We start from the raw sequence: 26,226 nt of genomic DNA on the forward strand, positions 1-26,226 counted from the left end.
CCCCCGGTGTCACCGGGCGGCGGCGGCGCCGAAGGCTTGCTGAAGCTGGCGGCGGTTGCTGATCGCGAGCTTGCGGTAGGCGCGCGCCAGATGGGTCTCCACGGTCTTGATGGTGACGAACAGGGCCTGCGCGATCTGCCCGTTGCTGTGCCCGTGCAGGGCGAGGAGGGCGACTCGGCGCTCCGCCGGGGTCAGCGCCTCGATGCCGGCCACCGCGGCCCTGCGCGGCCGCACGCCGGCGGCGTGTAACTCGGCGCGGGCGCGCTCGGCGAGTGGGCGGGCACGCATGCGGTCGGCGAGCTCCAGCCCCTGGCGGAGCGGCTGCAGGCAGTCGTTCCGCCGGCCGGCGCGGCGCAGCGCCGCGCCGAGGTCGACGAGGGCGCGGGCCTGTTCGAGCGCCGCCGGGGTCTGCTGCAGCGTGCGGGCCGCCTCAGCGAGCAGGTCGATGTCGGGGCGGGGCCGGGCGACCAGGCCGGCGACGCGGAGCGCGGCGCCGACGGCCTGCGGCACGCCGACGGCGCGGGCGCGGTCGACCTCCTGGCCGGCGAGGCCTTGGGCGGTGCGGTGGTCGCCGAGGTGGTGCGCGGCGAGGGCGGCGGTGGTACGCCACGGCAGCAGGCCGGGATGGTCGATCTCGTAGATCTGCTGGAGCTGCCGGCCGGCGGCGCGGGCGGTGTCGAGCGCCACCGCGGGCTCGCCGCGCAGCAGGGCCAGCCGGGCACGGGAGTCGAGGACCAAGGCCATGTCCATGCCATCGGGCGGGCGCCGGTCAGCCAGGTGGAGCGCCTCCTCCGCGGCGGCGGCGTCGCCCTGTTCGAGATGCAGCCGGGCGAGCAGGAAACCGATCCAGCCCCCGGCCGAGATCCAGCCCTCGGCGTACGGCACCCGGGCTGCCTCGACGTCGGCCAGCGCCGCCGTGAGACCTCCCTGATGGTAACGGGCGAGCGCGCGGTGGAAGCTCGCGCTGGCGTAGGCGAGCACGTCTCCACGGCCGGCGGCGGCGGACAGGGCGGCGTCGGCCGCGGCCTCGGCGTCGGCGAGCTCGCCGACGATGACGAGGCTGTGCACGACCACCCCGAGCAGCGCGCCGTGGCCGCCCGTGCCCACCAGCGGGTCCCGGGCGAGCGCGAGCGCGGCCGTCCGCCGCACTTCGGGCACCGGGTCTCCGGCGAGCGCGAGCCTGAGGGCCACGTGGGCCAGCAGGCCAGGCCGGTCGGGCGGCCGGCCGAGACGGGCCTCCCTGAGCACCGGGGCGATCCGCCGCTCGCCGTCGCCGCGCAGCGGCGGGTGGAACGTGGCGACCATCAAATAGCCGGCCAGCGCGTCCTGCCATTTCGCGCTGCCCGGCTCCAGCAGGCCGAGCGCCGCGTCGTGCTCTTTCGCAGCGCCGGAGAAGTCGCCGCGGGCGTGCCTGATCTGCGCGAGCAGGTTCAGCGCCTTGCTCCTGACGTCCGGCGGCGCGCCGTCGAGCAGGGCGAGGGCTTCGGTGACCGAGGCGTGCCCCGCGACATCGCCGGCGATCACCTGCGCGCGTGCCAGCTCGAGCAGAAGCTCGCTGCGCCGCTCGCCGGGCGCTTCGTCGGGTAAGGCGCGGCGCAGCAGGCGGATGGCGGCGGCCGGGTCCCCCCGGCGCAGCGCGCGGCGCGCCGCCTCGCGCAGCACGCCGGCCACGGCGGGGTCGCCTTCGGGCCGGGCGGCCAGGAGATGCCCGGCGACCTTCTCGACCCCTTCGCCGTCCGCGGCGAGCAGGTCGGCAGCGCTGCGGTGGGCGCGGGCGCGGGCGAAGGCAGGCAGGTCGGCGTGCACGGCCGCGGCGACGAGGGGGTGCGCGAACGCCAGCGGGTCGCCGGGGCGGAGCAGGTGCGCCCCGGCGAGGGCGTCGGCGGCGAGCTCGGCAGCCGGCAGCTCCAGGCCGGCGTGCGCGGCGGCCCGGCGCAGCGGGGTGCCGTCGCCGAGCACGGCCGTCGAGGCGGCGAGCCGGCCCGCGCCTTTGGGCAGCCGGGCAAGCCGCGCCAGCACCGAGCGGATCACCGTGTCGGGCACCATGCCCGCGACCGCGTCCGCCGCCGGCACCGTACCGCCACCCTGGAGGTATCGCAGCAGCTCGCCGACGAGGAACGGGTTTCCACCGCTGGCGTGGGCCACCGCGGCGGCAAGGCCGGCAGCCGCGCCCGGCGCCGCCTCGGCCACCAGCCGGTCGACCGCCGCGGCGGACAACGGCTCGGGAGCCAGCAGGCGGTGCGGCGGCCGGGCAGACAGCGCGCGCAGCGCGGACACGTCGGTCTCGCCCTCGCCGTCGCGCACCGCGACCACCATGGAGAGAGGCAGCCTGCTGGCCCGGTCGGCCAGCATGGCCAGGAAACGCACGGACGACTCGTCCGCCCACTGGGCGTCGTCCACGGCGACCAGCATGGGCTGGACCTCCATGCCGGACATATCCCACCTGGTGAGGTTCGCGGCCAGCCAGCACAACCCGAACAGCATGACGTCCGCCTCAAGGCGCGCGGCGGACTCCGCCCCGGGCAGGAGGCCGGGGAACAGCGGGGCGGCCGGCGCGGCCATGCCGTGCACCAGCCGGGCGCGCTCTGCTGGCGTCGCGGCGGTGACCGGCGGTGTGAGCAGTTCGAGCGCGACGCCCAGCGCGATCTCGCGCTCCAGCTCCCGGCCCCGCCCTTCCAGCACCCGCAGCCCGGCCGCCCGGCCGCACTCGGCGGCCGCCGCGCACAGCCTGGTCTTCCCCACACCCGGCGGCCCCTGTACCACCACCAGAGAGCCGCGGCCGGCGCGGGCGTCCTCCATCGCCGCCCGCAGCGCGGCGACCTCTTTGCCACGTTCCAGCAGGGACCCCTCGCCGACCCGCTCCGCCACGCACCCACCGTATGTCGGCCCCTGCCGCGGTGAACAGATTCAGATCACCCCGCGGCATCCAGATCAGCCCGCGGAGGGCAGGCGGCAAATGTCAGGGTCGGCACCCTGACGCGGGCCGCGCCGCCGCGGCATGAGACTGCGCTGACACCCCCCGCCGAGCGCCGCCCACCACACCCCGCCGCCGCATCCGAGACCTCTTTCTGGAGCAGCCCATGCCGATCGACCACACCCCTCCCCTGCGCGTCGCCGCGGACTCGCGGCTGTCCGCCGACGTGCTGCTGATCGAACAGGTCAGCGTCGCCCCGGAGGCGCCCAACCACATGTCCGTCGCGATCGACGCCGACGGGAACACGCTGCTGCTCGCCATCACCCCGGGCGCCGGGGCCGTGGAGCTACGGGACCCGGCGGACTCCTCGCCGGGCCGCACGCTGCGCCCGTTGCCGCGCGGAGCGGACGCCTCGGAGATCGTGTCGCTGGTGGACGGGGACGGACTCGTGCACGCGTTCTACGCCACCGACACCGCCCTGCTGCACGCCGTCCGGCGCGGCGGCAAGTGGTCCGCCTCTCAGGATCTGCCGCCGTGCGCCGGACTGAGCGTCTCGGAGATCCCGCTGACCGGGGCATTCGCGGTCACCGGGGTGACCGCGAAGGGCGACCTGGTCCTCTGCACGGCCGACGGCGGGAAGTGGGGCGCCGTCGAGGTGAACCTTGGCGGCAGGCTCCTCGGCGGGGAGGCCCGGCTGGCGTACACCTCCCCGGACGCGTGGGTGCTGTTCGGCGCGGCCGGGGGCGAGCTGCGGATCTGGCCCGGCGTCGAGGGGCGGGTGGCCGCCGATCCCGCGGTGGTCAAGGTGAAGGCGCCCGTCGCGCGTCTGCTGGCCACGTACGCGCACGCCGACTCCGCGATGGCGGTGTTCACCGACACCGCGCACAACCTGTACACCTCGGCCGGCTTCAGCGACACGCCGACCCAGATCCCGCTGGGCGTGGTCGTCCAAGGCTCGGCCGAGGTCGGCGACGACGGGCTGCTGCGCTGCTACGGATGCGACCCGAACGGCAGGCTCTGGCTGCTGCGGCAGACCTCCTGGGCGGGGGACGGCTCGCCGAAGTGGGCGCCGATCTTCCCGCTGGACACCGACGCGGTCCAGGTGCGCACCCCCGCCGCAGGCTCCGGCGTGGTCGCCGTCACCCGGGTGGACGGCGGTCTCGACCTGCTCAGCCGGGACGGGCCAGCCGGCCGGTGGACCCGGGTCCCGGTGCACGCGGCGTCCGCCGCCGCACCGACCCGCGTCTCCCGCTACCGGACCCGCCTTACCGTCACCGACGCGAACGGCCTGCCGTGCCAGGGCGTCCGGGTGGAGCTGACTCCCTCGCGGCTGGTGGGGCTGGAGATCGCGGGGCGCGGCGCGGTCGCGCGGCCGGCGCTGCCCGCCGTCCTCACCACGGACGAGACCGGCGCGGTCGAGTTCACCCAGCCCGCCACGGGCCTGGACCCCGTCACGTTCACCGCGCGCGCCGACGGCGCCCCGGCGGCGCTCGCGATCACCCCGCACGGCTACCTGCTCGACGCGCTCGCCGGTCGCGCGCCGGTGTTCACGGGCCGCGCGACGATCCCGCCGATGAGCGCGCAGACACTGCTCGGCGCGCGGGCGGGCGGCAAGCCCCTGCTCCCGGACTCGACCCCCGAACTGGCGGACGCAGCGGCGGGCGCGATCATGGAGATCGCGAGGGCCTGCACGGACGCGAAGCCCGCCGAGGGCGGGTTCGAGCTGGACCTGCGCGACCAGGCCTCCCCCCGGTTCGTCCGGTACGACACCAGCGAGGCGGTCGCAGCCAGGATGGCGGACTTCCACCGCGAGGCCGCCGCCGTGGAGCTCGCCGTGGGTGACTCGGACCTGGCGGGCGAGCTGTTCGCCGAGAGCCTGGGGAGCTGGTTCGCCGACCTCTGGCACGCGATCTCGACCGGCGCGGCCAAGCTCGTCAACTTCATCGTGGACCCGAACACGCAGACCGCCTCGGCCCTGCTGGAGTACGCCGAGGGAGTGTGGTCCCTCGCCAAGGGCCTGGTCGTCGAAGGCGCGGCCGAGTTCGGCTCGTTCCTGCGGGGCGTGCTCGACGCGATCGGCGCCGCCTGGCACCGGTTCAAGGACTGGGTGCAGGACGAACTGCACTGGGACTCGGTCTGGCGCACCATGGACGCCTTCCACGGGTACGTGACCGGCGGCCTGTCGCAGGTCTCCACCTGGCTCGAGGACTCGGCCGCGGTGGCTGCCGGCCGTTTCTTCGCGGACCTGAAGTCGGAGGTGGACGCGGGGCTCGACCGGGCCGTGGCCGCCCTGGGCGACCGCACCATCGCCGAGATCGCCGCCGGCCGCGGCCTGACCGCGATCAAGCCGCCGGTCGGCGCGATGTCCGCCGTGCCCGGCAGCACGGCGCAGAACGAGTACGTGCTCTCGAAGGTCATGACCAGCCTCGCCGGCCACCCGCTGCCGAAGGTCCCGGGGCTGTCCGACAGCCTCGGGGAACGGCTGATCAAGGCGGTGGAGGACTCCGGGTTCCTGCGGGACGGCGATAGGGCCGTACGCGACCTGACCGCGCTGTGCGAGCCCTGGTTCCGCGACCCTGCCGCCCTCGGGCGCACCCGGGCAGCCGACCTGCTGACAGTGCTCCGCGATCTGATCGACCTGGCCCTGGACTGCGTGGACGTGGCTGCGGTCGCGCTGCTGGACCTCGCCGCCGAGGTCGTGCGCGGGCTCTCCGCGGCCCTTGGCGCGCCGATGACCGACGATCCGCTGCTCACCTGGTTCTGGGAGAACGTGGTGCGGCCGGACGGCCGTACGGACAAGATGACGCTGGGCAGGCTGATCTGCCTCGCGTACGCCGCCCCGGTCACGCTCGCGTGCCTGCTCCGCACCGGTCGCGGGCCGTACGACCCGAGGGTGACGGCAAGCGCGCAGGGGGCGTCTGCCACGGACCGGGGACTCGCCGACGCGCAGGTCGCCATGTCGTGCGTCCTGATGGGCGTCGACGCGGTGACTGACCTGGTCAACTACGCGAACATGCAGGTAGCGGTCAGCGACAAGGCGGCGGTGTGCTGGAACGCGTTCGACTTCGTCGCCAACGCCGTCGTCCAGCGCCTCTTCGCGCCCACCGCGGACGAATGGCGGTCGACGACCAGGGGCGCCCAGCTCAGCAACGAGACGTACGGCTGCTTCTGGGTGCCCATCCTGACCGACGCGGCCTTCACGCTTGTCGACTTCGGCGGGCTGTTCAAAAAAATCTCCGACAGGGACTCGTCCCAGCTCTTCCGCGCCAACACCGTGATGGACTGCCTGATGGGCCTCGCCCTGATCGGCTCCGGCGTCGCCGGGGCCTCCTACCAGCTTGAGGACCACGACTCCGACACCACCCCGGTGGACATCTTCGAGGCCGTGATGGCCCCCCTCCCCTGGGTCGGCCAGCCTCTGCTGATCCCGGAGGTCGTCGACTCGAGCGAGGGCGGCTCGCTCGCGGTGCAGCTCGTCCTCGACGTCCTCGGGGACTTCGACTACGACGTATTGGAGAAGTCATGACCACGGGGCCGACCGCCGCGGACATCCTCGCGCGGCTGCGGGACAGGGGCGTGACGCAGGGCTGGGACGTCGTGTACGCCCTGGCCGCGCACAAGGTGAACGACCTGTTCCAGCGCCAGTTCGCCATGGACCTCGCCAACGGCGACCACCTCCCGCCCCTGACCGGCAGCGTGCCCGTCATCGGCGACTACGCGGTCGAGTTCCAGGACGTCGTGCTGGGCCGCCCGCTGATCGCGTTCGACCCCGAGAAGGACCCGCAGGCGGCGCTGCTCACGATCCCGGTCCTCGCCGGGATCGTCCGCGTCGTCGTGGCCGACGGCGCGAGCACCAGCGTTGTCTCCACCCAGTGGATCACCGAGGGGCACGGGTACACCGTCACCGGCACCGTCCCCCTCGGCAAGGTGCGGGGCGACGTCGAGAGCCAGACCCACGTCGTCCTGCGGATCGAGGACGGCAAGGAGTTCTTCGCCGACCTCGGCATGACCGACGCCGCGGGCACCATCCTCGGCACCTACTTCCTCGGCTTCCTCCGCGATCACGCCACGGGGTACCGGTACGCGCTCGGCACCCTCGACTACACGCCCAACAAGACGGACCTCACCCCCGCGGGTGACTTCGAGCTGGCCACGCAGCGGGACCAGAGCGACACGGCCGACGCCGGACGGGTGCTGCTGTTCGTGCCCACCACCTACCACCCGAAGGGCGGAAACCAGACGGTGCTGCCCCTCGCCAACCCGGTGCCCGCCGGAATGGATACGGCGCTGCTGGTGTCCGGCAGAGTGCTGGTCGGCCAGATCCTGCGGCAAGCCCTGGAGAACGCCCTGTCGCCACACGCCACCGGGGTCGTCGTCTCCGCGGCGGGCGACGCCGCCGACCTGTGGTCGGCGACGGTCACGGACGGGCGCGTCCACGTGCCCTGCAGTTTCGATCTGCAGCTCGGGAACATGCAGTCCGGGTGGTGCGGAAAACCGGAGCCGGTGATGGTCACCCTGAAGGGGATCTCCTTCGCCCCCGCCGCCGACGGCCTCGCCGGTGAGTGGAAGCACGACTGGCCGCAGCCGTGGAGCATGACCACTCTCATCTGCCAGGACGGCCAGGCCACGATGATGGTGAAGCTGGCCGTCGCGCACCGGCCGTCGGTCGACCCGGTCACCGGGATGATCTCCTTCGCCGCCGCGGGCGGGATCGCGGTGAGCTTCTCGGCCTCGGACTCGAACTGGCTGGCCGACCTCTTCGGCCTGCCCTGGAAGCAGATCGAGCAGACCGTCTGCGACTGGATCGCCCGCCAGATCAGGGACCTGTTCGCCGAACTGCTGGTCGGCTTCGAGATCCCGCACGTCGGAGCGTTCGCGGTGACCAACCTGCTGTTCCCCGGGCGGCAGACGTCCCGCCTGGAGAGCGCGCACGTGCCCGGAGACCTGGTCGTGTTCGGCACCCTGCGGGCATCCGACCTCGACGTGACGCCCCCGGTAGCCTCCGTGGCGACCGGCGAGACGCTCCAGTTCACCGCCGACCGGCCGGTGACCTGGTCCGTCCCGCGCGGTGGCGGCACGATCGACGCGACCGGCCGGTACAGGCCGCCGGCCGCCGTGACCGGGTCCAAGGTCGTCGTGGTCACCGCCGCCGCGGACAGGCAGCAGGCGTACGCGGCGGTCGTGGTGACCCCCGCCGACGTCCGGATCTCGCCGATCATCTCGGTCCTCCAGGCCGGCGCCCAGCCGGAGGCCTTCACCGCCGCGCTGCCCGGGTCCGCGGACAAGGCCACCTGGTCCCTCTCCACGGCCGTCGGCAAGCTGGACGCGAACGGCAGCTACACGCCGCCCAGGAAGCTGGACAAGCCGACCCCGGTGACGATCAGCGCGCGGATCGGCGACCGGACCGGCGAGGCGCGGATCGTCGTCTTCCCGGCGACGCCCGCCGCCGTGCAAGTCACCCCGTACGCCCCGGCGCCGCTCGGGCCGGGCGGCACGCTGTCCTTCGCCGCGACGCTTTCCGGCGACCCGTTCCCGGCCGCGTGGAGCGTCCTGCCGCAGGTCGGCACGATCGACCGGAACGGCGTCTACACCGCGCCCGAGCGGGTGGACGCTCCGCAGGCCGTCCTGGTGCTGGCCGCCGACCCGCGCACCCCCGCCATCGGCGGCACCGCCGTCGTGCTCCTCACCCCCGACGCCCCCGAGGAAGACGCCGGCACCGTCCTGCGGCCCGCCGCGAACGACCTCCCGGCCCGACGAACGGACGATGCGTCATGAGCCCACCCCTGCCCCTGATCCACAGGCCGATCGACACCATCGCCGCGCTGGGCGACCATCTCCAGAGCGCGCTGGGGATCGAGCTGTCCACGATCCCGCCGTACTTGTGCGCCCTCTACTCGGTCAGCGACCCCGCCTCGGAGGCGTGCCGCCTCATCCGCGGCGTGGTGATCGAAGAAATGCTGCACATGATGCAGGTCGCCAACCTGATGAACGCGATCGGCCGCATCCCCTCGCTGCGGCCCGACTATGTGCCGAGTTACCCGTCGTACCTGCTCGGCCACGCCGCGGGCGGGCCGTTCATCCAGCTTCAGCCGCTCTCGCCGGCACTGGCGCGCACCGTGTTCATGCGGATCGAGGAGCCGGAGCCGAGCCCGGACGCGCCGGCCGAGGGCGAGCTGTACGACACTATCGGGCAGTTCTACAAGGCGATCGAGGAGGGCTTCGTCGCCTGCGTGGCGAAGTACGGCGAGAAGGAGGTGTTCGGGCACGACACCGGGTTCCAGCGGGACGACACCTACGTCGGCACGGGCGGCGGGCAGCTGCACATCGTCCACGATCTCGCCACGGCGAAGGCGGCGATCATGGAGATCATGCAGCAGGGCGAGGGGGCGCTGATCCAGCAGCCGCCGGCGCCGTACGAGGAGCCGTACGGCGGCTACGACCACTACGGCGACCGGCTTGACGGCACCTATGGGCCGATCATCGGCGTCCCCTGGGAGCTCTCCCATTACCGCCGCTTCCAGCGGATCGCCGATGGCGAGGTCGGCCTGCCGCCTATCCATCCGATGCAGCCGAACCCGTCCGACGCCGCCCTCGACGGCGACTTCCGCCGTCTGTCCCACCTGTTCGACAACTGCTACACACTGGTGCTGACCGCGCTCGGCGAGGCGTTCGGCAAGACGACCGCGCCCCGCCCGTTCTTCCAGACGGCCTTTCCCGTCATGCAGGCGGCCCTGCCCGCCCTGGCGACCCTGCTGTTGCGGACTCCGCTGAACCCGGCCGCCGACCCCGCGCTGGGGCCGAACGCCGGGCCCGCGTTCGTGTACCGCTTCCGCGAGGCGGCGGAGATCGTGGCCGAGGCCACCGACCTGCTCGCCCGGCCGCCCGCATCCCTGGGCGGCGACTACCGCCTGCTCTGGCGCCACAACATCGGCATCGCCCACCGGACGCTGGCCGCCGCCGTCGCCGCAGATGCCGCGTTCAGCCCGCTGCACGGATGACAGGGAGACCGCAGCAATGTCCTATCGCATCCATCCGGCCATCGGCGTCGTCCGGGTCGGCGACAGCCCCGAGTTCTACCTCGCCCCGGAGCGGCCCGGCAGCCTGCCGATCCTGCCCGGCGGCGGCACATTCACCCCCGCCGACTTCCGGGACGGTGAGGGGCGGCTGCGCCGGCAGGGCGAGCGGTTCGAGGTCTACTCCTATCGCGACGAGACCGACCCCGGCCGCCCGGTACGTCCCGGGCGGGACGGCGTCGAGCGGATCGAGTGGACCGTCCATCTCGCCAACAAGAAGGCGATCTGGTACGAGTTCATCGTCAACGCCGGCGAGTCGGGTTACGCACCGGACCACCCGCTGCGCAACGCCGGAGTGACCGATCCCGCCGAACGGGAAAAGATGATCATCGATCCGGGGCCGCGTACGCTGACGAAGCCCGGTCAAAGGGTCGCCTTCTCACGGACCGATAACCCCGACGGCTACCCGATGACCTTCCCGCCGGAGAACCTCCGGCCGAGGTCCGTCGACAGCCTCGGCGAGTTGCGCACCGATGAGGAAGGGCGGCTCATCGTGCTCGGCGGCTACGGCGCCTCGGGCAGCACCGCCGCCGATCCGGTCGTGGACGACTACGCCAACAACGACTCGTGGTGGGACGACACCGCCGACGGCCCGGTCACGGCCCGAATCGTCATGCGGGACGGCCGGACGGTGGACGTGGACGCGTCCGTGTGGGTGATCGCGGCCCCGCCCCGGTTCGCCCCCGAGCTGACCAACCTCGTCACGCTCCACGACACGATCTTCGACGTGGCGGTGCGGAAGCTGGGCCTGCGGCCGGAGATCTTCCACGACGGACTCTGGCAGCGCGACCACCTGCCCGACTGGGAGGCTGACATCAAGCCGATCCTTTCGCGGGCGCACCACTACCGGTGGGTCGTCGCGATCCCGTCCCACCCACACGATCCCGACTTCGACAAGCTCGGCGACCCTTCCCCCGTCTTCAACGGGCTGCGCCGCTTCTACCTCGACCTCATCCGGCCGCCCGACAGATCCGACCTGTTCGCCTCGCCCGACGGCGGGTTGCCGCTGATGCCGTTCCTGTGCGGGGACAACTGCTTCGAGCCGGGCCCGCTCGCGTCCCGCTACCTCACCCTGACCAGGACGCAGTTCTTCTTCCTGCAGCAGTGGGCGGCGGGGAACTTCACGGTCAAGGGCGCGCCCGAGCCGTCCCCCGGCGAGCTGCGGGACCGGGTCGCGCTGTCGGCATGCGTCGGCGGGGCGTTCTCCCCGGGCATCGAGATGACCTGGATCTGCCGGAACCCCGACATTTACGCCGAGCCGTTCCGGATCCGCCGCAAGACCGGCGTGCGGCCGCCGCTCTCGCTCGGCGGCGACCCGAGCCTCGGGCTGGAGCCCGGCGACCTGTCCAAGTACATGGCGCTGCCCTGGCAGGCCGACTTCAACGAGTGCTCCCAGCAGCAGGTCGGCGATCGGTTCGTCTGGTGGTGGCCGGTGCAGCGGCCCGATTTCGTGTACGTCGAGGACAAGGACGGACTGCGGCAGGTGCCCTGGGTGGGTACGGACGGGGACCAGAACGCCGACGACTACGTCGGGTTCGCCGACGACCTGGACATGGTCACCCTCTGGTCCCGGCTCGGCTTCGTGGTCAACAAGGGCACCGCGGACGACCCCCTGTTCGTCGAGGTCGAGCGGACCCTGCCCCGCGACGAACCCCCGGGCGCCCGATGATCCGGGCCGAGGTGGCGGTGGTCGGCGCCGGGCCGGCCGGATGCGCGGCGGCGGTCGCGCTGCGGGCGGCCGGCGTCGGCGTGGTCCTCCTCGGCGAGGAGCGCCGGGAGCGGCCCCGGATGGTCGAGTCGATCCCGGCGGAGGCCGGCCCGCTGCTGCGGCGGATGGGGGCGTGGGAGCGGTTCGAGCGGGACGGGCACCCGCCATCGCCGGGCGTCGCCTCGGCGTGGGGGGCGCCCGGCCTGGCCCGCCGGGACGCCTTCACCGACCCGCTCGGCGGCGGCTGGCTGGTCGACCGCGACGTCCTCGACGCGGGCCTCGTCGCGGCGGCCCGGTCGGCGGGGGCGGTCGTGCTGGAGGGGACGCGGGTGGCCGGGGCGCGGCGGGACAGCGACGGCTGGCGGCTGGTGGTGCCGGGCGGCGAAGTGCGCGCGGGCTTCGCGGTGGACGCCTCGGGCCGGGCCGGCGTGCTGGCCCGGCGGCTCGCCGCGCCGCTCCGGGCGGACCGGCAGATGTGCGCGTACGCGCACGTCCCCCGCATGCCGGGGACGCCGCAGCACACCGTGCTCGAATCGGCGGAGGACGGCTGGTGGTACGCCGCCGCGCTCGGCCCGGCGCGGACCGTCGCGGCGTTCTTCAGCGACCCCGACGTCATCCGGCGCTCGTCGGCCGCCGCCCCGGCAGGCTGGCATGCCCTCCTGCGCCGCACCCGGCAGGTCTTCGGCCTGCTCGGCCGTCCCGGCCCGCCGCCGGCCGTGCGTACGGTCCCGGCCGCCTCGTACTGCCTGACACGCCTGTACGGCGCTGGCTGGGCAGCGGCGGGGGACGCCGCGACCGCGCTGGACCCCCTCTCCTCGGCCGGCGTCGTGACTGCCCTGCGCTCGGGGTTCGCGGTGGCGGCCGGAGTCCGCGCGGCCCTCGGCGGCGACCCTCTCCCCCTTGCCGCCCACGAACGGCGGACCCGCGCCCGCTACACCTCCTACCTGCTGCAACGCCGCGGCTACTACGGCGTCGAGACCCGCTGGCCGGACGCCCCGTTCTGGCACAGACGCTCGGCCGCCTCCCGGCCGGTTGCGGGCGCGCCGGGCAGGTAGCGCCGCGGGGTCAGGCGGGGTCGAGCCCGATGAGCCGGGCGAGGATCGCGACCTGATCGGCGAAATGCTCGGGGAACTCGGGAGACTGGGATCCGTGCCGCAGACGCCTTCGACGACGTTCGGCAGCGTGGTGGTCGCCATGGCGGCGGCCCTCAGCATGACCAGCAGGCAGGCGGGATCCACCTCGGCCGGAAGCCCGGGAAGCGCCCGTGCTGCGTGAAGTACCCCAGCAAAAGCGCGAAGGCCAGACGAGTGCCTTCCTGCTTCGCACTGACCAGGCCAGCCTCATCGCTCAACACAGTCCAGTGCTCGATGAGTTCATCCATGCCAAGCGGCGGACGTTCCATGCCCATAGATCCGCGCCGGGCCCTTCGGCATTACAGAAGGTCAGGCAAGGGATCTTCGAGGTTTGGCGGCCTATGACACGTTGGTTAACGGCACCCCAACTCCTCCAGCGCCACATTGATCAGGTCCGCCGCACGAACTGCCGGTGCCGCTTGGCCGACCGCTCTGCGGCCTGCTCCAGTTCGACCGACTCCGGCAGCTCCAGCATGCCGCGTACGTGCGCGGCCGCCGCCGACGGCACCTGATCCAGCTTCGGAAAGTAACCTAGCCGCTGGTAGGACTTCAACCACACCAGCAGAGCCAGCAGATGCTGCTCGTCCTGAGTACGGCCCCGGGCCCAGTCCACCTCATCATCAGTGGGGGTGAAGGTCTCGGCCAACTCGCGGGCCGACATCACCCGCGCAAACCGGGGATACGCCGTCCGATCGATCGACGTCATCCCTAGCCCCCGGAAAGATCACCGAGCTGGCAGCGCTCCTACCTTAGCGATCAACCCCTCTCACCACCACGCGGCCCGTTTCTGGCGTATTCCGGCCGGCCCCCAAGGACGCAGCCACCATCGACGTGCTCTCCGACGGGCGTATGGAACTCGGCATCGGCGCCGGCGCGTGCAGGTCGAGCACGAGCTGTTCTTCGGACTGGGCCGGGATCCGCTCGACGTCCGTGCCAGCCGCCTGGAGGAATCCGTCCAGGTGATCAAGGGCCTGTGGGGACCGGAGCCCTTCCAGTTCAAGGGCGAGCACTACACCGTACACACCCTCAACGGCCTCCCCAAACCCGTGCAGCAGCCACACCCACCGATCCGGGTGGGGGCGTTCGGCAAGCGGGTCCTGTCGCTCGCCGCCAGGGTGGCCGACACAGTGGGCATCGTCGCCCGCAAGCCGCCGACCTAAAACTCCGGTACCGCGCTGCGGCCGACACCCACTGTCACGGAGTCCCGGTCGAGATCAGGGGCTTGTCGAGAGACGGTGACATCATGCGCGCGGGCCGATGACATTGGCGACGAAGTATCGCAGCCATGACCAACAGCGCGCGGAACCATCGCGTCCCTCAACGAGCACTCGCCTCCTCCCTCGCGCGGGGAGGGCGATGACATGGACTCGGATTCCGTACGTGGTGTCGAGCGACGGCGGCTGCTCGGATGGGGCGGGCTGGCAGCCGGTGTGATGGCGGTCGGCACGCCGCTGTCAGGCGCTGGGCTCGGCCACGCCGACACCGCCCCCGCCGCCGCGTCCGAGCCGTCCGGGCAGGATCGGATCCCGCCGGACACCCTGCCCGGCGGGGCCTACGACCGGTTCGTGGCGCAGCTGGCCGCACAGGACAAGTTCTCCGGCGTGGTGCTGCTGTCGTACCGAGGCCGGACGGTGCTGTCGCGCAGCTACGGCATGGCCGACAGGGAAAGAGGGATCCGCAACCACGAGAACGTCGCATTCAACCTCTCTTCGGCGGGCGGGCCGTTCCTGCCCATGGCCGTCCTGCAGTTGGTGCAGCGCGGCGAGGTGAAGCTGTCGGACACGGTGGGCACCTACCTGGACGGCATCGCCACGGACATCGCCGAGAAGGTGACCATCCACCACCTGATCATCGGCATGTCCTGGATGGACGCGCCGGTGCTGGACGTGCATCGCGTCTTCAACAGCCGGGAAGAGGTGCACGAGTACAACCAGCAGTGGGCCCGGCAGGCGAGGCTGGTGGGGGTCCCCGGCGCGGGCTCCAGCGGCCACACCGCCGGCGGCGCCGTCGCCGGCGCCATCGCCGCGCAGATCGTGGAGGCCGTGACCGGCACGACGTACTGGGACTACATGCACGGGCATGTCTTCGGACGCGCGGGCATGCGCGGCTCGGCGTACTACACCAGGACGCAATGGCTCACCGACGAGCACATCGCGCACCCGTACATGCGGCAGTCCGACGGCAGCCGGGTGGACGCCGTCCGCAACCTGGACAAGGACAGCCTGAGCCAGCAGGGACCATACGAGAATCCGGGCCGCAGCTTCATCGGCAACGTCTTCGCCACCGCGCCGGACCTGGCCCGGTTCGCGCGCGCGCTGAGCGACGGCACGGTGCTGGACCGGCCCTACGCCGACCTGTACACCGGGGCCAAGCTCCCCGGCCCCGGTGACCGACTCGGCGCCCCGGCGTTCAAGGCGTACGTGGGTCCGCTCCACATCAACAACGGCCAGTGGGTGTTCAACCGCGGCGGTGGCAGCGGCGGTGTCAGCGCCAGCTGGACCATCTACCTGGACTCCGGTTGGGTCGGCATCGTCCTCAGCAACTACGACGACCTCCAGGAGTTCGAGGAGATCCTCCAGCGGCAGGATCAGGCCATCACCGGCCGGCCAAGCGACCCACCAGGCGGGGGCTGACGCGCTGCCACGAACGAGCTGAGCCTCGCCCTTCATGTGAGGCTGCTGGCGAGCATCCTCATCAGCGCGACCAACGCCGCGGCCGTCATCGCGATCGACGCCATCAGCTTCGCGATCCTCGCCGCCACCTACCGCCACGACCGCACCCTGCTCAGGCGATACCGTCGGGGTCGTGGCGGTCGATCGCGGCTTGGACCAGGTGCAGGGCCAGCGCGGAGACCTTGACGTGATCGCGGTCGTCGCCGGTCAGATCACCGGCCTTGCCGTAGAAGATGTCCTTGTTGGCCGAGTTCCAGTTCTCCACCACGTTGAGCCCCTCATGGATTTCGCGGCGCAGTTCCTCCTCGGTCAGGTAGTCGCTTCACTCTCCGTGATGTATCTGTCACAGGGTGACGCAGTTGAAGCCGGGGCTTCGCGGGGTCATGGGCGGTGGATGCGGTAGCGCAGGTGCGTGACGTGCTGCGTGAGGTCCTCGACCTGCGGCGTGGTCAACCGGCGGACCGGGTCGAGTTCGATGTGCTCGGCCGGCAGGTCGTCGAACAGCCGGCGTCCCTGCCCGAGCAGGACCGGTACGACATGCAGTTCCAACTCGTCGAGCTGCCCTGCCCGCAGCAGCGCCTGCGCCGCCCCGGCACCGTGCACCATCACGTCGCCGTCCCCCGCCGCCGCGCGGGCCTGTGCGGCGCACTCGCCGACGTCGGTGACGTAGCGGACGCTGCCCGGCGGCGGGTCGTCCGGGACGTCGTGGGTCAGGACGAAGACGGGGACGCCGTCGTGATGGTCGCCCTGCCAGCGGTCGGCGTGCTCGTAGGTGCGGCGGCCGGCGATGACGGCGCGGGTGGCCAGCGCCTCGGTGTACACCTGTCCGCTGGGTCCCGGGGCGTTGCGCCGGTCGAGCCAGTTGAAAAGCCGGAACCCGCCGATTCCCAGCGGGGTGTCCGGGCTGTCCTGCGGCCCGGTGACGTAACCGTCCAGGGACATGGTCATGTACAGCCGGATGAGCGCCATCGCCTCAGCCCCCCGTCCTCACGCGGTAACGCAGGTGCGTCACGCCCGGCCCGTCCGCGGCACGGAGCAGTTCAAGCTCGATGTGGTCGGGCGGCATGTCCTCGAAGAGCGGTTCACCCTGTCCGATCAGGACCGGGACCAGGTGAATCTGCAACTCGTCGAGGACGCCGGCGGCAAGTGCCAGCTGAGCGGTGCGGGCTCCGTGGACCAGTACGTCCTTGTCGCCGGCCACGTCCTTGGCCATGTTCATCGCGGCCGTTACGTCGCTCACATAGGTGACCCTGGGCCATCGCAGCTCTGGATCGGGCTGATGGCGGCTCAGGACGAAGATCGGCACGCCATCGTGGTGGTCGCCGCCCCAGCCGTCGGCGAGCTCGAACGTCCGCCGGCCGACGACGACCGCCCCGGTGGCCATGACCTCGTCCATGACCTCACGGTTCACGCCCGCCAGGCGGCCGAGGTCTCTCCTGTGATCGGCGTCGGCATCCGGCAGAAACCACTCATGCAGCCGATGCCCTTTGTCACCGAGCCCGTTGCCCGGCCCCGCATTCGGCCCGGCGATGAACCCGTCCACCGACATCGACATGTACAGCACGGTCTTACTCACGTTTCCGGTCCTTTCAGTTCGTCCAACGCGGTGCCACGAGAGTCATCGCGGGTCCGATTCGGTGGCCGTGAACTCGATCTCGATGGCGATCTCGATGGTGTCGGCGACCACGACGTTGCCTGCGCCGAAGCCGAGCTGGATGTCGACGCCGAACGCGGCGCGGCTGATGGTGGTGGTCGCCGAGAACCCGGTCCGCTCCGCGCCTGACGGGTCGTCGACGACGCCGAGAAACTCGGCCTCCATCTCGACGGTCCTGGTGACACCGTGCAGGGTCAACTCTCCCACCAGGATGAAGGTCTCGCCGTCGAAGCCGCGGACCTCGGTCGAGGTGAACTCGATCTGCGGGTACTTCTCCACGTCCAGGAAATCGGCCGACCGGAGGTGCTGGTCGCGCTGTTCGTTGCCGGTGTGCACAGAGGCGGGGTCGATGAGGGCGGTCACCCGGCCGCCGCCCTCGCCGACGCTCAGCGCCGCCGAGGCGAGCGCGAACTTCCCCCTGACCTTGCCGACGCCCATGTGGCGGACCTTGAACGAGATGTCGGAATGAACGGGATCGCCGACCCAGGCGCCGGCGGCGAGGGTGCTATCGACGGTGATCATGGCGTTGGGCTCCCTTTGTGCGGCCCGGCCTGCCCGGGCGGTCTCCGATGAAGTCCACCTTGTCGCCGTGGCCGCCCCGGTGAACAGATACAAATGTCACCGCGCAGGCGATGAGTTCTGCTGGTGAACACGACCGCAAAACGCCTGCGCACCGCGTGGGGGACGCCGATTCCGTACGCGATGACCTTGCGCACCAGCCCTGCGAAGCCGTCTGGTGATCTTCTCTGGAAATCGAGGGTTTCTGAGAATCAAGCCTTTATCGGCATTGCCGACGGCGTGGCCGCGGCCGCGTTGCCGCCCGGGCAGATCGACAATGAGGCGGCGCTGCGGCGGACCCGCCGGTGACCTCGACCGTAGCCTGCGCCAGCGGGAGATCCGTCGCCCCGGAGGATTCTCCGATGAGTTGCGGGTGGTGCTCGCCGGCAGCACGGGGACCTGGGGGCAGCTGACCGTGTTCCGGGAGGCCAAGCGCCCGTACTTCTCCTTGGCCGAGGTGGAGTTCGTATCGTCGATCGCCCCCTGATCACCGATGGACTACGGCGCGGCCTGTTGCTCGGTGACGCACAGGCCGGTGACGACGACGTCGGTCTGCTGATCCTCGACGCCGATGACGGCGTGCGCATGTCCGACAAGGCAGCGGATCGCCTGCTGGACGAGCTGGGCACCGGTGACAGAGCGGGCGCTCGGCTGCCTCTGGTGATCTCCGCTGTCGCCCGCCAGGCCCGTTCCCTCTGCGGCCCGGCAACGAGTGCGGCACCTGCGCCGACCGATCTCCGGCCGGCCAGGGCCCGAGCGCGCACCCAGGCTGGTGGCCAAGGGCTTGTCCACCAAGCAGATCGCCGGTCGGCTGCACGTGTCGTCGTACACCGTGCAGGACCACCTGAAGTCGATCTTCGCCAAGTCGGGCACCGGTTCACGCGGCGACCTGGTCGCCCGGCTGTTCCTCGATCACCATGCCGTCTCCTTGACGTCGGGAGTCGCGGCACACATGTGAAGGCCAGGCTTTCCAGGACAGTGGGGTAAGTGCGGCCGCGGCGGGATGGCTGCTGTCTGTGACGGCGTCCGATTCTTCGAAAGTGCGGACCTTCCGCATATTTCTTGATCTCGTAGCGCAGAAGTGCCACGCCGTTTTCGAACGAGCTTCAGGTCCTGCCGATCCTCGAAAATGCGCATTCCCTTGCCGCGTGACACCGGGCAGACCAGCATCTGGACTACGTCGACGACGCCGGCGTCCAGCAGGGAGTGCATGAGTTTCAAGCTCCCCCACAGCCAGATGTCCTTACCGCTCTGCTCCTTGAGCTCCCGGATGGTGGCGGCAGGGTCGCGCGTCACGGTCGCGGCAGGAAAGTCGCCCCAGGGGCGTCGGCCAGTAGCCCTTGGCCTGGGCGTAGGTATTCGCGCCGAGAATCAGCGTGTCGACCGCGTCGATGAGCCCCATCACGCTTGCCTTGACACCCTCTGACCGACGAGCCAGCGCCCGGCTATGAGCCCTCAAATCGGGACGCGCAAGCGTTCCTGGGGAACGTGCGGGCCGGTGTTACGGACCATCAGCACTCCGCCGGAGAGCGTTTCCTCAACCGCTCCGGCCGCGTTGTCGAGGAGGTTGGTTTCGACTCTTGGCTGTGGGTCGGTGCGACCTGGTCCTATGCGCACCGCGAGGCGAGTGCGGCTAGGAAGGCGCGCGAAGCTTCGTCTGCCGACCGCATGTTCTGCCCGGTGATCAGAGAGCCGTGGACCACGACGTGCGAGGTGAATTCGGCCGCCTCCTCGAACTCGGCACCCAGTTTCATGAGTCGCTCCTGCAACAAGAACGGCACGAGAGCGTCGCGTTCGAGTGCGGCCTCCTCCCGGTTCGTCAGTGCCGTCACCTTCCGACCCTCGACAAATGGTCGGCCGCTCACCGGATCGGCCCCGCACAATGCGGCAACACCGTGGCACACCGCGGCGACGGGCTTGCCCGCGTTCAGCGCTGCGGCGATGAGGCCACCGACCACGGGATCATCGGGGAAGTCCCACATCCCGCCATGGCCACCCGCGAAAAAGAGGCCGTCGTAGTCAGTCGATGCCGCGTTCCGCAGGGGCAGCGACGCACGCAGTAGCGCTCGCGCGTCGACATCCTCGTTCAACCTCCGCAATGCCACCGTCTCGACGCCCTCGCCGAAGCTCAACGGATCGACCGGCGGGTCGCCACCAAGGGGTGATGCGACGACAACCTCGACGCCAGCCTCCTTCAGTGCGTAGTACGGTGACGCGAACGTCTGCAACCCCACGCCCGTTGCCTGTCCTGTCGAGCCCAGTTGTCCGTGGGACGTCAGGATGACGAGCACTTGTGACACCTGATGATCTCCTTTCCGCGAGCGCTTCAAGAGAGCGGCTCAGTCTTCGGCTTGTTGTCGTGGCTCCGTGTGGCTCATTTTGTAGAGGTACGCCAGAAAGAGGACCGCCAATCCCTCCGACCTACGGACAGCTTCTTCGGCGGCCGCGGCATCGCCGTCGCCCTGCCGTAACTCAGCGCCACGGCGATCCTCCGGCGGCGTGCGGCCGTTCAGCTCCAGGTGCCGGCCGGCCGCTCGTTCACATGCCGGCGATGAGCTTGTCCACCCGCTCGTCGACGCTGCGGAACGGGTCCTTGCACAGGACGGTGCGCTGGGCCTGGTCGTTCAGCTTCAGGTGCACCCAGTCGACGGTGAAGTCGCGCCGCTTCTCCTGCGCCTTGCGGATGAACTCGCCGCGCAGCCGCGCCCTGGTGGTCTGCGGCGGCACCGACTTGGCCTCGAAGATCTTGATGTCGGAGGTCACCCGCTCCACCGAGCCGCGCTTCTGCAGCAGGTAGAACAGGCCGCGCTTGCGGTGCACGTCGTGGTAGGCGAGGTCGAGCTGCGCCACCCTGGGCGAGGACAGCGGCAGGTCGTACTTATTGCGGTAGCGCTCGATGAGCTGGTACTTGGTCACCCAGTCGATCTCGCGCGCCACCAGGTCGAGGTTGCCGGTGTCGACCGCGTGCAGCGTGCGCTCCCACAGCTCCAGCACCCGGTGCGCGATCGCGTCGCCGCCGCGGCGCTCGACGAAGTCCTTCGCCTTCGACAGGTATTCCTGCTGGATCTCCAGGCTGGAGGCCTCGCGCCCGTTGGCCAGGCGCACCCGCCGCCGCCCGGTCATGTCGTGGGAGACCTCGCGGATCGCCCGGATCGGGTTCTCCAGCGACAGGTCGCGCATGACGGTGCCCGCCTCGAACATGCGCAGCACCAGATCGGTCGCGCCGACCTTGAGCAGCATCGTGGTCTCGCTCATGTTGGAGTCGCCGACGATCACGTGCAGGCGGCGGAACCGCTCGGCGTCACCGTGCGGCTCGTCCCGGGTGTTGATGATCGGCCGGGACCGGGTGGTGGCCGACGACACGCCCTCCCAGATGTGCTCGGCGCGCTGCGAGACGCAGTAGACCGCGCCGCGCGGGGTCTGCAGCACCTTGCCCGCGCCGCAGATGATCTGCCGGGTGACCAGGAACGGGATCAGTACGTCGGCCAGCCGCCCGAACTCGCCGTGCCGGCCCACACAGTAGTTCTCGTGACAGCCGTAGGAGTTTCCCGCGGAGTCGGTGTTGTTCTTGAAGAGATAGATGTCACCGGCGATGCCCTCTTCGCGCAGCCGCTTCTCGGCATCGACGAGCAGGCCCTCCAGGATACGCTCCCCCGCCTTGTCATGCGTGACCAGCTCGATCACGTTGTCACACTCGGGCGTGGCGTACTCGGGATGGCTGCCGACGTCCAGGTACAGACGGGCGCCGTTGCGGAGGAAGACGTTACTCGACCGGCCCCAGGACACGACCCGCCGGAACAGGTAGCGGGCCACCTCGTCCGGGGACAGCCTGCGCTGTCCCCGGAACGTGCACGTGACGCCGTACTCGTTCTCCAGGCCGAAGATGCGACGATCCATTGCCTCACGCTACTCCCCCATCACGCTCTCGCCCAGGTCATCCGGTGGTCGGTGAGGACCTGGTGGTCGGCGTCGAAGAGTATGCGCGCATGGCCGCTACGTCGTACTGTTGCGTTACACCGTCACGAACAAATACAGTGTATCGCCATGAGACACCGTATCGCCGTTATCGGGGGCGGCCCCGCCGGCCTTACCTTCGCCCGCGTCCTGCACCGCCATGGTCACCCCGTCACCGTCCTCGAACGTGATCCCGCCCCCGACGCCCGTCCCCCGGGCGGCACGCTGGACCTGCACGAAGGGATGGGCCAGCTCGCACTGGAGAAGGCGGGGCTACTGGCGGAGTTCCAGAAGCTGTCCCGTCCCGAGGGGCAGGCCATGCGCATCCTGGACACGAACGGGACCGTCCTTCGCGACTGGAAACCCCGTCCGGGTGAACGGGCCAATCCCGAGATCGACCGCGGGCAACTCCGCGACCTGCTGCGCGGCCCCCTCGACATTCAGTGGGGACGTGGCGTGACGGAGGTAGTGCCGGGGACCCGGGACGGCGTGCTCGTCCATTTCGCGGACGGGCGACAGGAGACCTTCGACCTCGTGATCGGCGCGGACGGCGCCTGGTCCAGAGTTCGCCCGGCAATCTCGTCCGCGACGCCGCACTACACCGGCGTCACCCGCGTCGAGACCTCCCTGGACGACATCGACACCCGCCACCCCGACCTCGCCCGGCTGATCGGCGACGGTTCCATGTCCGTGTACGGCGTGAACCGCAACCTCGTCGCCCAGCGCAACAGCGGCGGCCACATCAAGGTGGGCGCCCAGTTCCGCGCGCCACTGGACTGGCACACGAACCTGGACCGGCATATGGGCCTGAACGGGCGCGCAGGCCTGGACGTTGGCCTGGACCTGGACGACGTCGAGGCCGTGCGATCAAGCCTGCTGGCCGTGTTCGACGGCTGGGCCGCTCCCGTCCTCGACCTCCTCCGCCACGGCACCGCTTTCGTCCACCGCCCCCTCTATGTCCTGCCCGTGTCCCACACCTGGGCGCACGTCCCCGGGGTGACGCTGCTGGGCGACGCCGCCCACCTGATGCCCCCGTTGGGGGCGGGTGCGAACCTCGCGATGCTGGAAGGCGCAGAACTCGCCGAGTCCATCGCCGCCGCCCCTAGAGATCTGGACGAGGCCGTCCGCGCCTTCGAGGAGCAGATGTGGGAACGGGCCGGCAGATGGGCGAAAATCACGACGGCCGGTCTGGAACGCCTCGTGAGCCCGGACCCCACTCAAGCCCTCGCCATCTTCGAAGAAGTCCAGCCATCCTGACCGCCAAGCGCGAGAGCACCAGCAGCTCGCCACGGCTTCACGGGACAGCACGGCACCGCCGCGGTTCCTTCCGGCAGATCCATCGCCCGCCACACGAACTCCGCCACGGGGCGGTGAGCAGCAACGTGGCGTTAGCGAGCCAGGGTGGGCGTGCGCTCGTCGGGTCTCGAAGGCGCGGGTCAGGACTGCGCGTGAGGCTGTGTCTCGTTCTTCGCGGCACGCTGGGGTGCGCTCATGTCGAGCAGCAGCATCGCGTCGTGGTCCGGGGTGCCGGGCTCGGCGACATAGACGCCGAGGCGCTGGCCGGGGGTGCCCTCCAGGTTCATGGACTGGGCGCTGAGTTTGATGGTGCCCACGTGGGGATGGTGGAAGGTCTTGTGGGTGTGCTTGCGGCCGGTCACGTCGTAGCGTTCCCACAGCTTGGCGAAGTCGGGGCTTTTCAGCAGGAGTTCGCCGACGAGGCTGGTCAGGTCGGGCGCGTCCGGCGCGATGCCGGCCTGGGCGCGCAGGCGGGCGACGCAGCCGCGGACCTGGTTGTCCCAGTCGGGGAACAGGTCGTGGGAGGCGGGGTGCAGGAAGAGGTACCGGGCGAGGTTGCGCTGCTTGAGCGGCCAGTCGTCCAGGCCGGCGTACAGGGCGAGCCCGCCGGGGTTCCAGGCGAGGAAGTCCATGCTGCGGCTGACGATGTAGGCGGGGCTGGGGCGCATCGTCTCCAGCAGCAGCTTCAGGTGCGGGCGTACGGTGCGGCTGGGTGGAGGCGGCGGCTCGGAGGCGTAGTGGGCGGCGCGGGCGGCCAGCTCGCGCAGGTGCTGGTGTTCCTGGTCGTCGAGTTGCAGGGCGCGGGCGAGGGCGTCGATCACTGAAGGGCTGGGACGGGTCTCCTTGCCGCGCTCGAGACGTACGTAGTAGTCGATGCTGATCCCGGAGAGGGTGGCCAGCTCTTCCCGGCGCAGCCCAGGAGTCCGGCGCAGGCCCATGCCGATGATGAGGCCCACCTGCTCGGGGCTGGTCTGCGTACGGCGGGCGCGCAGGAACCGGCCCAGCTCCGAATCGCTGCCGCTGGTGGTGCGCTGAAGTGCCATGTCTTCAGTTTCACACCGCGCAGGTGTGCTCGGTGGCCGGGTGGGAGGCCCTGCCATTACCCCGAACGCCACTCCCCGGTACGACCCGCCCTGGCACCGGAGCTGGGACGACACGAAAGTGGATATCTGTCGCGACCAACGAGCGACATCTGTTCTCTACGCCGCACGACATCCATTTCAGAAAACGGAGAAACCCCGATGAAGCACATCATGCTGGGCGACCTGGAGGTCTCCCGCATCGGTCTGGGCGCGATGGGGATGTCCCATGGCTACACCGGCGCCGGCACCGACGAGGCCGAGTCGATCCGTACCATTCACCGGGCGCTGGAACTCGGCGTCACCTTGATCGACACCGCCGAGATCTACGGCCCGTACACCAACGAGGAGCTTCTCGGCCGGGCTCTGAAGGGCCGCCGCGACCGGGTCGTGCTGGCCACCAAGTTCGGCCTGGTCTCGCACGGCGGCGCGGGCCCCTGGAACCTGGACAGCAGCCCGGCCAACGTCCGCACCGCGGTCGAAGGCTCGCTCAAGCGGCTCGGCACCGACCACATCGACCTGTACTACCAGCACCGCGTCGACCCGAACACACCCATCGAGGAGACCGCAGGCGCGCTCGCCGAACTGGTCGAGCAGGGCAAGATCCGCCACATCGGCCTGTCCGAGGCGGGCCCGGACACCATCCGCCGCGCCCACGCCGTCCACCCGGTCACGGCCGTGCAGTCGGAGTACTCGCTGTGGACCCGGGGCCTGGAGGAGCGGGTACTGCCGCTGCTGCGCGAGCTGGGCATCGGCCTGGTGCCGTTCTCGCCGTTGGGGCGCGGCTTCCTGACCGGGAAGATCCGTTCCACCGACGACTTCAAGGAAGACGACTTCCGCCACGGCAACCCGCGCTTCACCGGCGAGAACTTCCAGCGCAACCTGCGCATCGCCGACGAGGTCGAGGCCGTCGCCGCCGAGGCCGGCGCCACCCCGGCCCAGGTCGCCCTGGCCTGGCTGCTGGCCCAGGGCGACGACATCGCCCCCATCCCCGGCACCAAGCGCGTCAGCCGCGTCGAGGAGAACACCGCCGCCGACGGCATCCAGTTGACCGCTCAGCAGATCGACAAGCTCTCCAGCCTGCCTCCGGCCGAGGGTGACACCCACCACGAAGCCGGCCTGCGAATGATGGAGCGCTGACATCATGCGTGCGACCGTCATGTACGGCGCCGGCGACGTCCGCGTCGAGGACCGGCCCGACCCGAAGATCCAGCAGCCCGCCGACGCGATCGTCCGCGTCGTACTGTCCTGCGTGTGCGGCAGCGACCTGTGGCCGTACGCGTCCATGCCCGCCACCGGCATCGGCCGCCCGATGGGACACGAGTTTCTCGGCGTCGTCGAGGAGACCGGCTCCGACGTCGCGACTTTGCAGGCAGGCGACCTGGTCGTCACGCCGTTCACCTACTGCGACAACACCTGCGACTTCTGCCGTAAGGGCCTGCAGTCCTCCTGCCGGCACGGCGGCCGCTACGGTCTGGACGGCGTCGACGGCGGGCAGGGCGAAGCCGTCCGCGTCCCGGTGGCCGACGGCACCTTGGTCAAGCTTCCCGTTGAGGAGACCTCACCTCTGCTGCCGTCCTTGCTGACCCTGTCGGACGTGCTGTGCACCGGCCACCACGGCGCCGTCACCGCCGGGGTGGGCCGCGGCGACCGGGTCGTGGTCATCGGCGACGGCGCGGTCGGCCTGTCCGCCGTGATCGCGGCCAAGCGCCTGGGCGCCGAACAGATCATCCTCATGGGCCGCCACACCGACCGTACCGACCTGGGCCGCGACTTCGGCGCCACCGACGTCGTCGCCGAACGCGGCGACGAAGCCGCGGCCAAGGTACGCGAGCTGACCGGCGGCGACGGCGCCGACCGTGTCATCGAGGCCGTCGGCACCCTGCAGAGCCTGCGGACCGCCCTCGGCTCCGTCATCGACGGCGGCACGATCAGCCGCCTGGGCGTGCCTCAGTACGAGCAAGGCCCCCTCGGCCTCGACCTGATCATGCGCAACATCACCCTGACCGGCGGAGCCGCCCCCGCCCGCGCCTACATCGAAGAACTCATGCCCGACATCCTGAACGGCGCCATCAATCCGGGCCGTGTCTTCGACCGCACCGTCGGCCTCGACGACGTTCCCGACGCCTACCGCGCCATGGCCGAGCGCCGCGCGCTCAAAGCTCTCATCCGCCCCTGAGCACGA

General features: G+C 71.0%; 25 protein-coding genes. 14 read left to right on the forward strand and 11 right to left on the reverse strand.

Going from position 1 to position 26,226, the window contains the following annotated elements; all coding sequences use genetic code 11:
• Positions 1–9: 9 nt before the first annotated feature.
• Positions 10–2,868 (reverse strand): AAA family ATPase, encoded by a 2,859-nt coding sequence (locus ACGFNP_RS47550; RefSeq protein WP_393329670.1) that lies wholly within the window; start codon positions 2,866–2,868, stop codon positions 10–12.
• A gap of 212 nt (positions 2,869–3,080) precedes the next feature.
• On the opposite strand from ACGFNP_RS47550, the gene ACGFNP_RS47555 reads away from it, so the two are divergent.
• The 6 genes from ACGFNP_RS47555 (at position 3,081) to ACGFNP_RS47580 (ending at position 12,970) form a co-directional block, all read left to right on the forward strand.
• Entirely contained in the window at positions 3,081–6,440 is a 3,360-nt protein-coding gene (locus ACGFNP_RS47555) for a hypothetical protein (protein ID WP_393329672.1), read from the forward strand.
• Positions 6,437–8,689 carry a hypothetical protein gene (locus tag ACGFNP_RS47560; protein WP_358327243.1) on the forward strand — a complete coding sequence of 751 codons (2,253 nt, stop codon included), beginning with the start codon at positions 6,437–6,439 and terminating at the stop codon, positions 8,687–8,689. Before ACGFNP_RS47555 ends, ACGFNP_RS47560 begins: the two co-directional genes overlap by 4 nt.
• Entirely contained in the window at positions 8,686–9,912 is a 1,227-nt protein-coding gene (locus tag ACGFNP_RS47565; protein ID WP_358327245.1) for a ferritin-like protein, read from the forward strand. Before ACGFNP_RS47560 ends, ACGFNP_RS47565 begins: the two co-directional genes overlap by 4 nt.
• Positions 9,913–9,928: 16 nt before the next feature.
• Complete coding sequence (locus tag ACGFNP_RS47570; protein WP_358327247.1) at positions 9,929–11,656, forward strand: LodA/GoxA family CTQ-dependent oxidase; 1,728 nt, start codon at positions 9,929–9,931, stop codon at positions 11,654–11,656.
• On the forward strand, positions 11,653–12,750 hold the full coding sequence (locus tag ACGFNP_RS47575) for an FAD-dependent monooxygenase (protein ID WP_358327249.1): 1,098 nt from the start codon (positions 11,653–11,655) through the stop codon (positions 12,748–12,750). Before ACGFNP_RS47570 ends, ACGFNP_RS47575 begins: the two co-directional genes overlap by 4 nt.
• Before the next feature lie 94 nt (positions 12,751–12,844).
• Complete coding sequence (locus ACGFNP_RS47580; protein ID WP_358327251.1) at positions 12,845–12,970, forward strand: hypothetical protein; 126 nt, start codon at positions 12,845–12,847, stop codon at positions 12,968–12,970.
• Positions 12,971–13,216: 246 nt separating this feature from the next.
• On the opposite strand, the gene ACGFNP_RS47585 is transcribed toward ACGFNP_RS47580, so the two are convergent.
• Complete coding sequence (locus tag ACGFNP_RS47585) at positions 13,217–13,534, reverse strand: DUF4158 domain-containing protein (RefSeq protein WP_358327253.1); 318 nt, start codon at positions 13,532–13,534, stop codon at positions 13,217–13,219.
• Positions 13,535–13,703: 169 nt separating this feature from the next.
• Between ACGFNP_RS47585 and ACGFNP_RS47590 the strand changes: the two genes are divergently transcribed.
• The gene (locus ACGFNP_RS47590) at positions 13,704–13,988 is read left to right on the forward strand and encodes an LLM class flavin-dependent oxidoreductase (RefSeq protein ID WP_358327255.1); all 285 of its coding nucleotides are present in this window, start codon (positions 13,704–13,706) and stop codon (positions 13,986–13,988) included.
• A 201-nt stretch (positions 13,989–14,189) separates the two neighbouring features.
• On the forward strand, positions 14,190–15,461 hold the full coding sequence (locus ACGFNP_RS47595) for a serine hydrolase domain-containing protein (protein ID WP_393329676.1): 1,272 nt from the start codon (positions 14,190–14,192) through the stop codon (positions 15,459–15,461).
• A 151-nt stretch (positions 15,462–15,612) separates the two neighbouring features.
• Here ACGFNP_RS47595 and ACGFNP_RS47600 read toward each other — a convergent pair whose 3' ends face one another.
• From ACGFNP_RS47600 to ACGFNP_RS47615, 4 genes are all read right to left on the reverse strand, one after another.
• On the reverse strand, positions 15,613–15,813 hold the full coding sequence (locus ACGFNP_RS47600; RefSeq protein ID WP_358327883.1) for a Tn3 family transposase: 201 nt from the start codon (positions 15,811–15,813) through the stop codon (positions 15,613–15,615).
• Between the two features lie 68 nt (positions 15,814–15,881).
• Positions 15,882–16,469: a dihydrofolate reductase family protein gene (locus tag ACGFNP_RS47605; protein ID WP_358327259.1), complete on the reverse strand. Its 588-nt coding sequence runs from the start codon at positions 16,467–16,469 to the stop codon at positions 15,882–15,884.
• Between the two features lie 4 nt (positions 16,470–16,473).
• Entirely contained in the window at positions 16,474–17,076 is a 603-nt protein-coding gene (locus tag ACGFNP_RS47610; protein WP_393329678.1) for a dihydrofolate reductase family protein, read from the reverse strand.
• Positions 17,077–17,118: 42 nt separating this feature from the next.
• A complete protein-coding gene (locus ACGFNP_RS47615; RefSeq protein WP_358327262.1) occupies positions 17,119–17,676 on the reverse strand; it encodes a YceI family protein in 558 nt (185 codons plus the stop codon).
• A gap of 123 nt (positions 17,677–17,799) precedes the next feature.
• Between ACGFNP_RS47615 and ACGFNP_RS47620 the strand changes: the two genes are divergently transcribed.
• Both ACGFNP_RS47620 and ACGFNP_RS47625 read left to right on the forward strand, forming a co-directional pair.
• Complete coding sequence (locus ACGFNP_RS47620) at positions 17,800–18,021, forward strand: hypothetical protein (protein WP_358327264.1); 222 nt, start codon at positions 17,800–17,802, stop codon at positions 18,019–18,021.
• A complete protein-coding gene (locus ACGFNP_RS47625; RefSeq protein ID WP_358327266.1) occupies positions 17,990–18,199 on the forward strand; it encodes a hypothetical protein in 210 nt (69 codons plus the stop codon). The genes ACGFNP_RS47620 and ACGFNP_RS47625 overlap by 32 nt, the downstream gene beginning before the upstream one ends.
• 11 nt (positions 18,200–18,210) lie before the next feature.
• Here ACGFNP_RS47625 and ACGFNP_RS47630 read toward each other — a convergent pair whose 3' ends face one another.
• A complete protein-coding gene (locus ACGFNP_RS47630; protein ID WP_358327268.1) occupies positions 18,211–18,504 on the reverse strand; it encodes a hypothetical protein in 294 nt (97 codons plus the stop codon).
• On the opposite strand from ACGFNP_RS47630, the gene ACGFNP_RS47635 reads away from it, so the two are divergent.
• Positions 18,497–18,670 carry a LuxR C-terminal-related transcriptional regulator gene (locus ACGFNP_RS47635; protein WP_393329681.1) on the forward strand — a complete coding sequence of 58 codons (174 nt, stop codon included), beginning with the start codon at positions 18,497–18,499 and terminating at the stop codon, positions 18,668–18,670. The genes ACGFNP_RS47630 and ACGFNP_RS47635 overlap by 8 nt on opposite strands.
• Here the strand turns inward: ACGFNP_RS47635 and ACGFNP_RS47640 are convergent.
• The 3 genes from ACGFNP_RS47640 to pafA form a co-directional block, all read right to left on the reverse strand.
• Complete coding sequence (locus tag ACGFNP_RS47640) at positions 18,625–19,008, reverse strand: dihydrofolate reductase family protein (protein ID WP_393329683.1); 384 nt, start codon at positions 19,006–19,008, stop codon at positions 18,625–18,627. The two genes, ACGFNP_RS47635 and ACGFNP_RS47640, sit on opposite strands and share 46 nt — an antisense overlap.
• 311 nt (positions 19,009–19,319) lie before the next feature.
• On the reverse strand, positions 19,320–20,003 hold the full coding sequence (locus ACGFNP_RS47645) for a type 1 glutamine amidotransferase domain-containing protein (protein ID WP_358327274.1): 684 nt from the start codon (positions 20,001–20,003) through the stop codon (positions 19,320–19,322).
• Between the two features lie 247 nt (positions 20,004–20,250).
• A complete protein-coding gene (gene pafA, locus ACGFNP_RS47650; protein WP_358327276.1) occupies positions 20,251–21,609 on the reverse strand; it encodes a Pup--protein ligase in 1,359 nt (452 codons plus the stop codon).
• Positions 21,610–21,756: 147 nt separating this feature from the next.
• Here pafA and ACGFNP_RS47655 point away from each other — a divergent pair, with 147 nt between their 5' ends.
• Complete coding sequence (locus tag ACGFNP_RS47655; RefSeq protein ID WP_393329685.1) at positions 21,757–22,923, forward strand: FAD-dependent oxidoreductase; 1,167 nt, start codon at positions 21,757–21,759, stop codon at positions 22,921–22,923.
• 179 nt (positions 22,924–23,102) lie between these two features.
• On the opposite strand, the gene ACGFNP_RS47660 is transcribed toward ACGFNP_RS47655, so the two are convergent.
• Complete coding sequence (locus ACGFNP_RS47660) at positions 23,103–24,005, reverse strand: helix-turn-helix transcriptional regulator (RefSeq protein ID WP_358327280.1); 903 nt, start codon at positions 24,003–24,005, stop codon at positions 23,103–23,105.
• Positions 24,006–24,203: 198 nt separating this feature from the next.
• Between ACGFNP_RS47660 and ACGFNP_RS47665 the strand changes: the two genes are divergently transcribed.
• Both ACGFNP_RS47665 and ACGFNP_RS47670 read left to right on the forward strand, forming a co-directional pair.
• Positions 24,204–25,181 carry an aldo/keto reductase gene (locus ACGFNP_RS47665; RefSeq protein ID WP_393329686.1) on the forward strand — a complete coding sequence of 326 codons (978 nt, stop codon included), beginning with the start codon at positions 24,204–24,206 and terminating at the stop codon, positions 25,179–25,181.
• Between the two features lie 4 nt (positions 25,182–25,185).
• A complete protein-coding gene (locus tag ACGFNP_RS47670; protein ID WP_393329688.1) occupies positions 25,186–26,220 on the forward strand; it encodes a zinc-binding dehydrogenase in 1,035 nt (344 codons plus the stop codon).
• Positions 26,221–26,226: the final 6 nt, after the last annotated feature.

The sequence above is a fragment of the Nonomuraea sp. NPDC049269 genome (genome assembly GCF_043197155.1).
GTDB lineage: Bacteria > Actinomycetota > Actinomycetes > Streptosporangiales > Streptosporangiaceae > Nonomuraea.